This window comes from Citrobacter sp. Res13-Sevr-PEB04-36, from assembly GCF_015672735.1.
Classification (GTDB): domain Bacteria; phylum Pseudomonadota; class Gammaproteobacteria; order Enterobacterales; family Enterobacteriaceae; genus Citrobacter.
Window position 1 is genome coordinate 61,681 of sequence record NZ_JADABY010000039.1, and the last position, 13,855, is coordinate 75,535.

Genomic DNA, 13,855 nt, shown 5'->3' on the forward strand with positions numbered 1-13,855 from the left:
GAATGCGTTTTTGGCTTCTTTTCATCACAGTATTGTTTTTGGCAGGGTGCAGTAGTCATCGTGCTCCTGCGCCCAATGCCCGGTTATCGGATTCTATTGCCGTGATAGCCGGTCTTAACGACCAGTTACAGAACTGGCGTGGCACACCCTATCGATACGGCGGTATGAGTCGTAGCGGCGTGGATTGTTCTGGATTTGTATTGATGACGATGCGCGATCAGTTCGATTTACAACTGCCGCGCGATACGCGCACGCAGTCAAAGATTGGTACTGAAATAGATAAAGACGAATTGCTGCCAGGCGATCTGGTTTTCTTTAAAACTGGCTCGGGGGAAAGCGGCTTACACGTCGGTATTTACGATACCAATAATCAATTTATTCATGCGTCAACCAGTCGGGGAGTGATGCGTTCGTCTCTTGATAATGTCTACTGGCGTAAAAATTTCTGGCAGGCGCGACGTATTTAGTCATCTCAGATGATGGGGTCGGTTGCGTATGAGGCGGCCTCATCATTGTCATTTAAAAGTCAACTTTCACTTCTGCTACTATACTGACAATAACCCTGTGCATTAAGAGAGTATTTTACTAAAAATATGATTTATGCCGAGTTATTAAAAAGTACAAAGCTGGATATTGGCTTATAATCAGGATAAGCTAAAAAAAAGGATTCGATTTACTGGCTAAAAAGGGAAAAATGAAAGGGCCTCTATTTGTATCTGATATGACGTATTTTTCCATCCTTCGCTACAGGATGCCGGGTTACACCCATGCAACGGGGCTGGCACAATGATAGTTTCACTGGATAATTTATATCATTCTGAGTTCTCTTTTCTTCCTGCGAGAAGTGAAAGAGGCGACCTTGAATACGTAAACATCATCACCCATTTTGTCAGCGCTGATGGCGTCGTGCGCATGCCGACCGAGTTGGTTATGACCCGGATGACTGACGATGAGCAGTGTCGACTATTTAGTGAAAAACTCGAATTAATCGAAACATGCCAACATTTTTTTATTCAACGTAAGATCCCAGTCTGGATTAATTTAACTCCGGCAGTGGCTAATACTTTATTATCAGAAGCGGAATATACTTCACGTATTGAACGATTTTCATTTATTGAGTTCACCATTAATGAAAGTTTTCCCGAGTTAAACAAGGGTAAAGAAAATCAAACGTTGGTGGCATTAGCGGCACGTTTTCCATTAATTTTGACCAACTTTGGTGCTGCGGGCATATCTACACGTGCAATTTTTGATGGTCTTTTCAAACGTGTCGTAATGGATAAAAACTTTATTCAACAACGGATTGCGCAAAATTCGTTTGAGCCCTTTATGCGCGCTATCCTGGCGCAAATATCCCCAAGCTGTGAATCAATAATCATTAGCGGCATTGATACGCAAGAGATGCTTGAACGGGCATTGCCCCTCGGATTCAGCGCCATGCAGGGGGCGTTATGGCCAGCGGTTTCACCGGCGAAGATAATCTCGTTGATACAGGGATAACCCTTGTATTTGCCGGTGTTTAACCCTCCATTAACCGTCTACACTAGTGACAGGAGGCCCTATGACCCTGTCTTTTACCACCCGCTGGCGTGATGAATTGCCAGCAACGTATACTGCACTTTCGCCCACTCCCCTGAAAAATGCGCGCGTTATCTGGCATAACGATGCTCTTGCTGAGCAGTCTGGGATCCCGGCTGCGCTGTTTAAGAGTGAAAATGGCGCAGGGGTTTGGGGCGGTGAATCGCTGCTTCCCGGCATGTCGCCGTTGGCACAGGTCTATAGCGGGCACCAGTTTGGCGTCTGGGCAGGCCAGTTGGGTGACGGGCGCGGGATCCTGCTGGGCGAACAACTGCTTGCCGATGGCACGACGCTTGACTGGCATCTGAAAGGGGCTGGACTCACGCCATATTCCCGTATGGGGGACGGGCGTGCGGTACTGCGTTCGACGATTCGCGAAAGCCTTGCCAGCGAAGCTATGCATTATCTGGGGATCCCCACCACCAGGGCGCTGTCGGTTGTTACCAGCGACACGCAGGTCTACCGCGAAACGGTGGAAGCAGGGGCGATGCTTATCCGCGTGGCGCAAAGTCATATGCGCTTTGGTCACTTTGAACACTTCTACTATCGTCGTGAACCGGAAAAAGTACGCCAGTTGGCCGATTTTGCGATCCGCTATTATTGGCCGCACTGGCAGGATGAGGCGGATAAATATCAACTGTGGTTTCAGGACGTGGTCACGCGTACCGCGACGTTAATCGCCGACTGGCAGGCGGTAGGATTTGCGCATGGGGTGATGAATACCGACAACATGTCGATTCTGGGGCTGACGATGGACTACGGTCCCTTCGGTTTTCTGGATGATTATGTGCCTGATTTTATCTGTAACCATTCGGATCACCAGGGGCGATACAGTTTCGATAATCAACCAGCTGCCGCATTGTGGAATTTGCAGCGTCTGGCGCAAACCCTGTCGCCTTTTATTGCGGTCGATGCGCTCAATGACGCGCTGGATAGCTATCAGCTGGCGCTGCTGACCCGTTATGGGCAGCGGATGCGACAAAAACTGGGCTTCTTTAGCGAGCAAAAAAACGATAACGAATTGCTCAGCGAACTGTTTAGCCTGATGGTACGAGAAAAAAGCGACTTCACGCGAACGTTTCGTATGTTGAGTCAGACGAAGCAGCACAGCGCGTCATCGCCGTTGCGCGATGAGTTTATTGACCGGACGGCATTTGATGATTGGTTTGCGCGCTATCGTTTACGTTTGCAGCAGGATAACGTGGCTGACGAAATAAGACAGGCGCAGATGAAAGCAGTGAATCCGGCAATGGTGTTGCGCAACTGGCTGGCGCAGCGGGCAATAAGCCAGGCAGAGCAGGGGGATTACGCCGAACTACATCGCTTACACATCGCGTTGCGCACGCCGTTTACCGACAGGGATGATGACTATGTCAGCCGTCCACCTGACTGGGGTAAGCGGCTGGAAGTTAGTTGTTCAAGTTAAGGGGCGAGAAAAACCTGTGGCGACGCGTTGGCCGGGTGCAGGCCAACGTGTAGCTGGGCACCGTACCAGCGCATCAGGTCATCGGCCTGTAAAACGTCTTCCGGCGTCCCCTGAGAAACAATGCGTCCGTCATGGAGCAGGATAATTCTATCAGCCCACAGCGCGGCAAGATTGAGATCGTGAAGGACGATGCATACATGTAACTCCCCCGCAGCGGTTAACGACGCTAACAAGCGTAACAGGTGTTGCTGGTGGTAGAGATCTAACGCTGAGGTAGGTTCATCGAGGAATAACCAGCCTCGCGGCGCGCCGTTGCGCCACAACTGCGCCAGCGCACGAGCAAGCTGAACACGCTGCTGCTCGCCACCAGAAAGCGCGGCGTAGCGCCTGCCAGCCAGTGGAGTGCATCCGGTTAACGCCATCACCTGAGCGATAAGCGTTGGTTCGGGCCGTTGGGTCCAGGGGGCTCGCCCCATGGCGATTACGGCCTCAACCTGCCAGTCAAAGCCCACCTGCGTTTGCTGACGCATGACTGCGCGATGGCGAGACAGCGTCTGCGTGTGCCAGTCATTTAGCGGCTTCCCGTTCAGTAAGCAGTACCCGGTTGCCGGAGTAAGAAAACCGGTCAGCAGGCGCAGTAACGTGGACTTCCCCGCGCCGTTTGGGCCGATCAACGCCACCAATTCACCCTTTGTAAGCGTCAGCGACACGTCGCGAATCACCGACCTGCCTGCCACGCGATAATTCAGATCTTCGGCGATAAAATGTTCAGCCATGTACTCCTCGCTGCCGAAAAATAAGCCACAAAAACCACGGTGCACCAAGAATGCTGGTCAACAGACCAACTGGCATTTCAGCAGGTGCAACGGCTGTTCGCGCGAGGGTATCGGCGATCAACAGTAATAATGCCCCCGCCAATACAGAGCCTGGGATCACCGCCCGATGATCGCTACCGAGCCACATGCGCACCAAATGCGGAATAACCAGGCCGATAAACCCAATCACGCCGCTGACCGCGACGGAGGCGGCAACTAACAGCGCGCTGCATAACAGTAAAATACGCTGGACCCATCGCACATCGACACCAAGATAGTGCGCGTCTTCCTCACCGAGCTGCAGCAGATTCAGCGCCGGGGCTAAGCGCCAGACAACAAGCACAGTGGGCAGCATCAGCGAGGTGACCGCCAGTAGCGTTGACCACTGCGCCGAACCCAGACTGCCCATCCCCCATAGTGACAGTTGGCGCAGTTGCGCATTATTGCTGACCCACGACAACACACCGACTGCCGCTCCACACAGTGCATTGATGGCAATACCCACCAACAACAGGCGTGACAGTGAACTATCGCGCTGTTGACTGAGGATAAAAATCACCACGGTGGCGGCGAGTGCGCCGAGAAACGCCGCCAGCATCGGGGCATACAGCATCAGCAGCGCGGGTAAGGTTACCGGCAATACCACCCACAAGGCGACGGCGCAGGCGGCGCCGCTGCTTATCCCCAGTAGGCCAGGGTCGGCAAGCGGATTGCGAAACAGTCCTTGCATTACACAGCCCGCCAGAGCCAGTGAACCGCCAATTACCAGTGCCAGCAGCACGCGCGGCAGTCGAATAGTGAGCCAGATTTGACGCAGCGCGCCATCTCCCTCGCGCCAGAACAAGCTCACCGGCAGATGCAACGCGCCAAAACCGGTGGCTACAATTGTCATCACGACCAGCGTAGTGGCCAGCATCCACAAAGAGCAGGTGATACGCCAGGACATCAGGGTAATTGCTCTGCTTTGGCGCGCAGTTGCAGGATGGCCTGCGGCGTACGCACGCTAAAGCCGAGCAAAGCCATATCGTCAATTTGCAACACCTGTTTATGGCGACCAGCAGGCGTTTGCGCCAGCCCTGGCAACGCCCACAGACTCTCTTCCCCTCCCATCGCCTTGACGCCGTCTTGCGAAATCACCACCAGATCGGGCTGACTGGCAATCACCCCTTCTTGAGACAAGGGCTGGTAGCGGGTAAAGCCCTGCATAGCGTTGCGCAAACCGGCGGCACGAATGGCGGCATCGGCCCCGGTTTGCTGTCCGGCAGCCATGGCGGTCATTCCGCCATGATTGAGAATGAACAGCACGCGTTTGTTGAGTTCAGATGAAGGTAATTCAGCCAGCGCCTGGCGTAAGGTTTGGCGTAGCGCCTCGCCTTGTGCTTCTCGGTGGGTCGCCTGCGCAATGACCCTGATTTTCTCATCAATCACGCTGAGCGCGTTACCTGCCGGTACCGTAACGACGCTGACATGACTTTGCTCAACCTGTTGGAGCACCAATGAAGGCTGCGCCTGTGCGCTGGCCAGAACCAGAGTAGGGCGGGTGGCGAGGATCCCTTCGGCATTGAGTTGACGCAAATAACCCACGTCCGGTAATGCGGTTGCCGCTTCTGGCCATTGGCTGGTACTGTCGCGCGCGACAAGGGATGACTGTGCGCCGAGCGCGTAGACAATCTCTGTTACGTCACCACCAAGGGCTACCACTTTTTCATCGGGAGTGGCCTGTGCCGCCAGTGGCAGAAGCGCAATCAGGATCCACAGTTTTTTCATGCGGCCAGTCCTTCCGGTATTAAGGCATCAATTTGCGTACGCCATTGTTTCTGTTCCGGTTCTCCTTCCGTACGCTGCCCATATAGCTGGGCGATTTGCGTACCGTCTGCCGCAAACAGTTCCAGACTGGTCACATAACCGTCGGCGGTTGGCTTACGCGTAACCCATGTTTCGGCGACGGTTTCTTCCAGCAGATGCAGCGTGAAGGTCGGGTTGAAAATATTCAGCCAGCCTTTCATTGGCACCAGTTTTTCCACCACACCGGTAAAAATCTGCACGCAACCGCGGTTGCCGACAAATACCATGATTTCATTGCCATCCTGACGTGCGGTTTCCAGCAGTTGGGCCACCGCGCCGTTAGTCACCTTGCAGGCCAGATCGTCGCCTACCAGTCGAAAGGCCTGCTGACGGGTTAGGTTGTGGCGTTTCAGCAGGCCAAAAAACTGGTGCACATCGGTCATGGTGCGCCACTCTGCATCTACCGCCGTAGCGTCTGCGTTAACGCCAGAAACGGCGGTTTCGAGTGTTTGCAGCATCAGCGGTGGGTTTTCCGCGAAGATGAAACGGGTCAGCAGCGAGCCCCAGGCAGCAATATCGGTATGCTGCGTGGTGTAGACCTTTAGCAACGCGTCGCCCTGATTATCGAAAAACTGAATGCTCTGGCGCTCGCCGTGAGCGGTGGTTTCGCTGATGTGAAATGCGCTGGCCCATTGATTCAGGAACAGGCGCAGATCGAGGGCGCGCGGATTGAGTACCAGTCCGGCATGACCGTTCAGGTGTTGATTCGTAAACGCGCCGATGACTTCATGCACCGCATATTCGTTGCGGCAAATACATTTGGTTTCGCCTACGGCCTCCAGTGCGGTGAGGATCTCGCGCACTTCGCCACGTAAGCGCCAGGCGTCATGACCAACGCGCGCAAAGGTCAGTTCGGCTTCGCTAATATTCATCAACCCCGCAATATCACGTGCGTATTTGCCAGGATTTTCTTTTTTCAGTTCCAGCCAGCGTGTGTAATGATTCATTGTCTCTTCCTTCCAGATTGCTACCCCGGCTAATTGGGGGAAAGTGATTACCACTGATAACTCACGAAAATTTTGCCGTTGCGTCCATCCTGCGGAATGCCCTGCGGTGACCAGTACTCTTTGTCAAAGGCGTTACCCAGTACCAGTGTGGTAGTCATGCCTTTCAGCGCCTGCTGTCCCTGGTAGCTGACATAGAAGTCGTTGACCGCATAACCGGGCTGTTTAGTGTAGCTGCTGCTGATATGGGTTGAGCGGTCGGCAAAGGTGCCGAGCCAGCCAACCGAGAAACCGCTATGTGCAACAGGCACGTTTAGCTTACTGGTGACGGTGTCCGGGTTAATGCTGGAAATATATTCACCGGTGTCGGTGTCTTTGCCGCGCGTGCGGTTATAGGCTAGATCCAGACTGAACAGATCGGTGGTGTAGGTCGTCATCACGTCCCAGCCCCAGATTTTGGCGTTAGGAACGTTGTAAGACATAGTTGTCGCGGCGGCAAAATCGACGCGGGTGGAAATATAGTCTTTCGCTTTCGTGTCAAAATAGCTGGCTTTAAATTCAAGGGCATCGCTTGCCAGCAGTAGATCGTCAAAGCGCAGACCGAAACCATACTCCTGCGTTTCGTTGGTTTCCGGGCGCAGGTTCGGGTTAGGCACCCAGTAGTTGGTGTAGAAACGGCCGATGGAGAAGTGTTTCGCATCGTTGTACATTTCGCCCATGGTTGGCGCACGGAAGGCCTGGGCGTAAGATCCAAACAGCATCAGCCAGTCGGTTGGGGAAACGGTCATTCCGGCACGGGAAGACCATTTATCGGCATCAACATCCGCGTAACCGTCGCTGCTACCGCGATAAGAGTCATAACGCGTGCCGCCCAGCAAGGTCACCGGCAGGTCACGCAGCGTGATTTCGTCTTGTAGCCAGCCGGAGCTGAAATCAATTTTCGCCTGTGGAAAACCGGTGGTTGCGCCAACCGGTCGCTGTTCCTGGCGATAGTGCTCGCCGCCATACGTCAGCAGATGCGCCGCAAAAGCATCGCTAAACAGACGAGTGCGGTTGTCAATCTTCCCACCTTTTGTGGTTTGCTTACGAAACTCGCCGGTGGCATCCGGGTTTTGTGCGTTAATACGCGCCTCAGACCAGTAAATGTTTGCGTTGGCATTCAGCCAGTCATTATCTGCCGGGGCTAGTGAGTAGGTCAGTTGTGCATCGCGCTGGATCGTCGAGCGGTCAGTCATTGGGTTGCTGCTGTTCGCGTCGCTGGCCTGCGGGTTTTTAGGTTCCTGTGCATCGTTGTTGTAATAGCGCAGCGAGCCAGCCAACGTCTGGGCGTCGTCAATTTTCCAGCTGCCTTTCGCCAGCATATTGTTAATCGCCTCGTCGTTTGGCGCGGTAGTACCGTTGCTCTGACGTATGTCACCACGATCACGGCTGGACCATGACAGCAGCCCGTCCAACGTATCGGTACGGCCATATGTGCTGGCTCCCATCCCGAGGCTGTGGTCGCCCGTTGCGGCTGTGCCAAATACGCGGTAACCGCTGTTTCTCCCTGCGTCCAGCAGATCGCTGGCATTCACTGTCTCATAGGCAATGACGCCGCCCAACGCGCCGCTGCCGTACAGTAGTGCGGACGGACCGCGCACCACTTCAATACGCTTGATGAGGGCCGGATCGAGGAAAGTGCTGTTGAGGTGTCCGGTGTCAGTGCCTTGACGCACGCCGTCGACCAGCACCAGTACGCCGCGTCGGTCGTAGCCACGCAGGTTGACGTCCTGACCGTTGGTACGACCGGTGCCGTCAAGTGTCAGGCCGGGTACCCTGCGCAGCAGGTCGGCGGCGGAGCTGGCGGTTTGATTTTCCGGGGCCGTCGCGTCGATGACGCTGACCATCATCGGTGCTTCAAAGGCGCTGCGGGCATTGCCAGTGGCGGTAACGGTCATATCTTCAACTGCCGCATACGCGGCACCAGGAAGACTGCAGACGATCGCCAGCGCCAGCAACGATGGGCGTATACTCGCGGTGTGCAGGTAAAGCATAGCAACTCTCCATTAGAAACTCGAAAAGCGCTGGCTGCCTGGGGATAACCTGGGTGGCTGGCGAAAAGTGTGGGTTTATTTCGTTAAAATCAGTTTTCCGGCATGGGTCTGACGCAGCAGATAATGCTGTCCGTCATGCTCAATAATCACGCGTCCCTCGTTACCTAACAGACTTTTACTGTCAATCCGACGCTCAGCGGCGGGGGCAGAGGGCGGTGTTTTTGTTTTTGCAGGCGTTGCCGTTGTGTTATCCATACGTGACATAGTGTTTAAAAATAGCAATCAATGTAACAATGATAATCATTATCATCAAAGTGAAAATTTGCGGCAAGCCTTTTTGTGAAAAAATTGTGACGGGAGCGGTTCTTGAGCAAAAACGAGGGAATAAATAGGGGTAAAACAAGGGATTGTCACCGGGCAACGTTATGCTACCCGGCGAAAAAGTTAGAAGCGGCTATCCACCGCAGCCGCAAGTTTTTCGACCAGCAGTTCAGTATCTTCCCAGTTCAGGCACGGGTCGGTAATGGACTGACCGTAAACCAGTGGCTGACCGCTGACGATTTTTTGCGTACCTTCGCGCAGGAAGCTCTCTGCCATAATCCCGGCAATGGCCGTTGAGCCATTACGAATTTGCTGACAGACGTCATCGCACACGTCCAGTTGACGGCGATGCTGCTTCTGACAATTGCCGTGGCTGAAATCGACTACCAGGTGCTCCGGTAGCGAAAATTCGTGCAGCGTGTCGCAGGCGGCAGCAATATCTTCTGCAAAGTAATTCGGCTTTTTACCGCCGCGCATGATGATATGCCCGTAAGGGTTGCCGCTGGTCTGATAGATAGTCATCTGACCGGTTTTATCCGGTGAGAGGAACATATGGCTGGCGCGGGAGGCGCGAATAGCATCGACGGCGATACGCGTATTGCCATCCGTCCCGTTTTTAAACCCGACCGGGCAGGACAGCGCAGAGGCCATTTCACGGTGGATTTGGCTTTCGGTGGTACGTGCGCCGATAGCACCCCAGCTGATCAGATCGGCAATAAACTGGCCGGTGACCATATCGAGGAATTCGGTGGCCGTAGGGACCCCCAGCTCGTTGACCTGTAGCAGGAGTTTACGCGCCAGCTCAATGCCGTGGTTAACGCGGTAGCTGCCGTTCAGGTCCGGGTCGGAAATTAAGCCTTTCCAGCCGACGACGGTGCGCGGTTTTTCAAAATAGGTCCGCATCACGATTTCCAGGCGTGCCTGGTGTTGGGTGCGCAGCATCTGCAAGCGCGTGGCGTACTCCAGGGCCGCATCGAGGTCGTGAATCGAGCAGGGACCCACGATCACCAGCAAACGAGGATCTTCGCCATTCAGTATTTTTTCTATCCGGCGTCGGGAATCCGTCACGTGATGAGCGACAGAGGACGACACAGGATGCCGTTGCGCCAGCTCAGCGGGAGTGACCAGATTGTCAATACGCGCAGTACGGAGTTCATCAGTTCGGTTCATTACGTGTCTCAGAAATTTGTTGCTTCAACGGCAGGACTACCGGGAAGTGATGCGCATCACGATAAACCAATCCCTGCTGATTTCAAGTGCGAGGCGTGTCACACCTCGCAAGCCAGAGTTTATGCTAACAAAAAATGAACTAATGCACTAGCATTCTAGTACATGCGGCGATTCAGCCCCATAATATCGAGGATCTTGGTGGCAATCTCTTCTACCGAATAGTTGGTACTGTTAAGCCATGGGATCTTGTTTTTACGGTATAACGCTTCAACTTCGGCCACTTCCATCCGGCACTGACGCAGCGAGGCATAACGACTGTTTTCTCTACGCTCTTCACGGATCGCCGTCAGGCGTTCCGGATCAATGGTCAGACCAAAAAGTTTATGTTGCAGCGGTTTTAGCGACGCGGGGAGCACCAGGTTATCCATATCGTCGGCAATAAAGGGGTAGTTCGCCGCCCGAATGCCAAACTGCATTGCCAGATACAGGCTGGTTGGCGTTTTACCGCAGCGGGAGACGCCGAGCAGAATAACCTGCGCTTGATCGAGGTTGCGCAACGAAATACCGTCATCGTGGGCGAGGGCGTAATCAATGGCGGCAATGCGCGCATCGTACTTATTGAGGTTGCCGGGATTCAGTCCATGCGTGCGATGAGCGATTGGTGTCGGGTCGAGTTTCATCTCATCTTGCAGCGGGGCGACCAGCGCCTGGACGATATCCTGACAGAAGCCCTCGCTTTGCAAAATGATCGCGCGAATTTCCGGCAATACGATGGAATAGAATACCAGCGGGCGTACGCCCGTTTGCTGGTAAATGGCGTCAATCTGGTCTTTCACCGCGCGGGCTCGGCTCTCATTTTCAACAAACGGCAGCGTAATACTGCTGATCGTGACCGGAAATTGCGACATCACCGCGTGTCCCAATACCTCTGCGGTGATGGCCGTACCATCAGAAATATAAAATACGTGACGATCAACAGCATTATCCATTTTGCGCATCCTGGGGGCAGATATAATTCTCTGAAAGCATAAATTAAAACGCGTCAGAAGCGAATATTGTTGTCGTCATTTTATAAAATGAAACGGTATTTTTATATTTACTGAAAAGTACATTTCATTTTTCGGAACGAATGTTTAGACCGACTGTTTTTGTGGTGATCCCGTGCCGCTCGTGGGTTTGCGCAAATGCGGAAACAATCTGAAAAAATAAAAAATAAAGTTGCTTGAACGATTCACCGTTTTTTTCGCCGCGGTAAATATGCCAAGATAATTACGCAAAAATTGAGTTTCCTAACCTCGTTCATATATAAGGATTGTTCGATGTCCAACAATGGCTCGTCACCGCTGGTGCTTTGGTATAACCAACTCGGCATGAATGATGTAGACAGAGTTGGAGGCAAAAATGCCTCCCTGGGTGAAATGATTACTAACCTTTCCGGTATGGGTGTTTCCGTACCGAATGGTTTTGCAACGACCGCCGATGCGTTTAACCAGTTTCTGGACCAAAGCGGTGTAAACCAGCGCATTTATGAACTGCTGGATAAAACGGATATCGACGATGTTACCGAGCTTGCCAAAGCCGGGGCGCAGATCCGCCAGTGGATTATCGACACTCCTTTCCAGCCTGAGCTGGAAAATGCCGTCCGCGATGCCTACGCGCAGCTTTCTGCTGATGATGCCCAGGCCTCTTTTGCCGTGCGCTCCTCCGCCACCGCAGAAGATATGCCTGATGCTTCATTTGCCGGTCAGCAGGAAACGTTCCTCAACGTCCAGGGCTTTGATGCCGTGCTGGTGGCCATCAAGCACGTCTTTGCCTCGCTGTTTAACGACCGCGCAATCTCTTACCGTGTACACCAGGGGTATGACCACCGTGGCGTGGCGCTCTCAGCTGGCGTTCAACGGATGGTACGCTCCGACCTGGCCTCTTCAGGCGTCATGTTCTCTATCGACACCGAATCCGGCTTCGATCAGGTGGTGTTTATCACCTCCGCATGGGGTCTGGGCGAAATGGTAGTGCAGGGGGCCGTTAACCCGGATGAATTCTATGTGCACAAACCGATCCTGGCGGCTAACCGTCCGGCTATCGTGCGTCGTACCATGGGTTCGAAAAAAATCCGCATGATCTACGCGCCGACTCAGGAACACGGCAAACAGGTGACGATCGAAGATGTGCCGCAGGAACAGCGCGATATTTTCTCACTGACGAACGAGGAAGTGCAGGAACTGGCGAAGCAGGCGGTGCAAATTGAGAAGCACTACGGTCGTCCGATGGACATCGAATGGGCGAAAGACGGTCACACCGGCAAGCTGTTTATTGTGCAGGCGCGTCCGGAAACCGTTCGTTCTCGCGGCCAGGTGATGGAGCGTTATACGCTGCATGCGCAGGGTAAAATCATTGCTGAGGGCCGTGCTATCGGCCACCGCATCGGTGCCGGTCCGGTGAAGGTCATTCATGACATCAGTGAAATGAACCGCATTGAACCTGGTGACGTTCTGGTCACCGACATGACCGACCCGGACTGGGAACCGATCATGAAAAAAGCGGCGGCGATTGTCACCAACCGTGGCGGTCGTACCTGTCACGCGGCAATCATTGCCCGTGAACTGGGGATCCCGGCGGTGGTAGGCTGTGGTGATGCGACAGATCGCATCACGGAAGGCGAGAATGTGACCGTTTCCTGTGCTGAAGGTGATACCGGCTACGTGTATGCCGACATGCTCGACTTTAGCGTTAAGAGTTCCAGCGTCGAAACCATGCCGGATCTGCCGTTGAAGGTGATGATGAACGTCGGTAACCCGGATCGTGCATTCGACTTCGCTTGCCTGCCAAACGAAGGTGTCGGGCTGGCGCGTCTTGAATTTATCATCAACCGCATGATTGGCGTGCATCCTCGCGCGCTGCTGGAATTTGATGACCAGACGCCGGAACTGCAAAACGAAATCCGCGCGATGATGAAAGGTTTTGATTCGCCGCGTGAATTCTACGTCGGTCGTCTGACCGAAGGGATCGCGACGCTGGGTGCGGCGTTCTATCCAAAACGCGTCATTGTGCGGATGTCAGACTTTAAGTCCAACGAGTATGCCAACCTGGTCGGCGGAGAGCGTTACGAGCCGCATGAAGAGAACCCGATGCTGGGCTTCCGTGGGGCGGGCCGTTACGTGGCAGACAGCTTCCGCGACTGCTTCGCACTCGAATGTGACGCGGTGAAGCGCGTGCGCAACGAGATGGGACTGACCAACGTTGAAGTGATGGTGCCGTTTGTGCGTACCGTGGCGCAGGCCAAAGCGGTGGTGGAAGAGCTGGCTCGTCAGGGTCTGAAGCGCGGTGAAAACGGGCTGAAGATAATCATGATGTGTGAGATCCCATCCAACGCCTTGCTGGCTGAGCAGTTCCTTGAGTACTTCGACGGTTTCTCTATCGGCTCGAACGACATGACGCAGCTGGCGCTGGGTCTGGACCGTGATTCCGGCGTGGTGTCTGAACTGTTTGATGAGCGTAACGACGCGGTGAAAGCGCTGCTGTCGATGGCGATTCGCGCGGCCAAGAAACAGGGTAAATACGTGGGTATTTGCGGTCAGGGCCCCTCTGACCACGAAGACTTCGCGGCCTGGCTGATGGAAGAGGGGATCGACAGCCTGTCGCTGAACCCGGACACTGTCGTACAGACCTGGCTGAGCCTGGCGGAACTGAACAAGTAATAATACCCTGCCGGATGGCGGCGTA

The 13,855-nt window shown here is 54.0% G+C and carries 12 protein-coding genes; 4 read left to right on the forward strand and 8 right to left on the reverse strand.

What is annotated here, in order from left to right; genetic code table 11:
• The first annotated feature begins 2 nt into the window (after positions 1-2).
• The 3 genes from IMQ48_RS11300 to selO all read left to right on the forward strand — a co-directional run bounded on the left by IMQ48_RS11300 (position 3) and on the right by selO (position 3,004).
• Positions 3-467 (forward strand): C40 family peptidase, encoded by a 465-nt coding sequence (locus tag IMQ48_RS11300; protein ID WP_196209100.1) that lies wholly within the window; start codon positions 3-5, stop codon positions 465-467.
• Between the two features lie 319 nt (positions 468-786).
• Positions 787-1,500 (forward strand): EAL domain-containing protein, encoded by a 714-nt coding sequence (locus IMQ48_RS11305; protein WP_196209101.1) that lies wholly within the window; start codon positions 787-789, stop codon positions 1,498-1,500.
• Positions 1,501-1,561: 61 nt separating this feature from the next.
• Positions 1,562-3,004: a protein adenylyltransferase SelO gene (gene selO / locus IMQ48_RS11310; RefSeq protein ID WP_196209102.1), complete on the forward strand. Its 1,443-nt coding sequence runs from the start codon at positions 1,562-1,564 to the stop codon at positions 3,002-3,004.
• Here the strand turns inward: selO and IMQ48_RS11315 are convergent.
• From IMQ48_RS11315 to ppsR, 8 genes are all read right to left on the reverse strand, one after another.
• Positions 3,001-3,780, reverse strand: a complete 780-nt coding sequence (locus IMQ48_RS11315; protein ID WP_196209103.1) for a heme ABC transporter ATP-binding protein — start codon at positions 3,778-3,780, stop codon at positions 3,001-3,003. The genes selO and IMQ48_RS11315 overlap by 4 nt on opposite strands.
• Positions 3,773-4,765, reverse strand: a complete 993-nt coding sequence (locus tag IMQ48_RS11320; RefSeq protein ID WP_196209104.1) for an iron ABC transporter permease — start codon at positions 4,763-4,765, stop codon at positions 3,773-3,775. Before IMQ48_RS11320 ends, IMQ48_RS11315 begins: the two co-directional genes overlap by 8 nt.
• On the reverse strand, positions 4,765-5,586 hold the full coding sequence (locus IMQ48_RS11325; protein ID WP_196209105.1) for a hemin ABC transporter substrate-binding protein: 822 nt from the start codon (positions 5,584-5,586) through the stop codon (positions 4,765-4,767). Before IMQ48_RS11325 ends, IMQ48_RS11320 begins: the two co-directional genes overlap by 1 nt.
• Positions 5,583-6,611, reverse strand: a complete 1,029-nt coding sequence (chuS, locus tag IMQ48_RS11330; RefSeq protein ID WP_196209106.1) for a hemin-degrading factor — start codon at positions 6,609-6,611, stop codon at positions 5,583-5,585. The genes IMQ48_RS11325 and chuS overlap by 4 nt, the downstream gene beginning before the upstream one ends.
• 47 nt (positions 6,612-6,658) lie before the next feature.
• Positions 6,659-8,641, reverse strand: a complete 1,983-nt coding sequence (locus tag IMQ48_RS11335; RefSeq protein WP_196209107.1) for a TonB-dependent hemoglobin/transferrin/lactoferrin family receptor — start codon at positions 8,639-8,641, stop codon at positions 6,659-6,661.
• 75 nt (positions 8,642-8,716) lie between these two features.
• Positions 8,717-8,905: a hemin uptake protein HemP gene (gene hemP, locus IMQ48_RS11340; RefSeq protein ID WP_196209108.1), complete on the reverse strand. Its 189-nt coding sequence runs from the start codon at positions 8,903-8,905 to the stop codon at positions 8,717-8,719.
• A 180-nt stretch (positions 8,906-9,085) separates the two neighbouring features.
• Positions 9,086-10,132, reverse strand: a complete 1,047-nt coding sequence (gene aroH / locus IMQ48_RS11345) for a 3-deoxy-7-phosphoheptulonate synthase AroH (RefSeq protein ID WP_196209109.1) — start codon at positions 10,130-10,132, stop codon at positions 9,086-9,088.
• Positions 10,133-10,287: 155 nt separating this feature from the next.
• On the reverse strand, positions 10,288-11,121 hold the full coding sequence (ppsR, locus tag IMQ48_RS11350) for a posphoenolpyruvate synthetase regulatory kinase/phosphorylase PpsR (RefSeq protein WP_196209110.1): 834 nt from the start codon (positions 11,119-11,121) through the stop codon (positions 10,288-10,290).
• A 330-nt stretch (positions 11,122-11,451) separates the two neighbouring features.
• Between ppsR and ppsA the strand changes: the two genes are divergently transcribed.
• A complete protein-coding gene (gene ppsA / locus IMQ48_RS11355) occupies positions 11,452-13,830 on the forward strand; it encodes a phosphoenolpyruvate synthase (protein ID WP_196209111.1) in 2,379 nt (792 codons plus the stop codon).
• The last annotated feature ends 25 nt before the right edge of the window (positions 13,831-13,855 follow it).

Coding starts and splice junctions, on each gene's coding strand:
- IMQ48_RS11325 (WP_196209105.1), bottom strand. CDS start 5,586: ATGAAAAAACTGTGGATCCTGATTGCGCTTCTGCCACTGGCGGCACAG.
- chuS (WP_196209106.1), bottom strand. CDS start 6,611: ATGAATCATTACACACGCTGGCTGGAACTGAAAAAAGAAAATCCTGGC.
- selO (WP_196209102.1), top strand. CDS start 1,562: ATGACCCTGTCTTTTACCACCCGCTGGCGTGATGAATTGCCAGCAACG.
- ppsA (WP_196209111.1), top strand. CDS start 11,452: ATGTCCAACAATGGCTCGTCACCGCTGGTGCTTTGGTATAACCAACTC.
- aroH (WP_196209109.1), bottom strand. CDS start 10,132: ATGAACCGAACTGATGAACTCCGTACTGCGCGTATTGACAATCTGGTC.
- ppsR (WP_196209110.1), bottom strand. CDS start 11,121: ATGGATAATGCTGTTGATCGTCACGTATTTTATATTTCTGATGGTACG.
- IMQ48_RS11335 (WP_196209107.1), bottom strand. CDS start 8,641: ATGCTTTACCTGCACACCGCGAGTATACGCCCATCGTTGCTGGCGCTG.
- IMQ48_RS11320 (WP_196209104.1), bottom strand. CDS start 4,765: ATGTCCTGGCGTATCACCTGCTCTTTGTGGATGCTGGCCACTACGCTG.
- hemP (WP_196209108.1), bottom strand. CDS start 8,905: ATGTCACGTATGGATAACACAACGGCAACGCCTGCAAAAACAAAAACA.
- IMQ48_RS11305 (WP_196209101.1), top strand. CDS start 787: ATGATAGTTTCACTGGATAATTTATATCATTCTGAGTTCTCTTTTCTT.
- IMQ48_RS11315 (WP_196209103.1), bottom strand. CDS start 3,780: ATGGCTGAACATTTTATCGCCGAAGATCTGAATTATCGCGTGGCAGGC.
- IMQ48_RS11300 (WP_196209100.1), top strand. CDS start 3: ATGCGTTTTTGGCTTCTTTTCATCACAGTATTGTTTTTGGCAGGGTGC.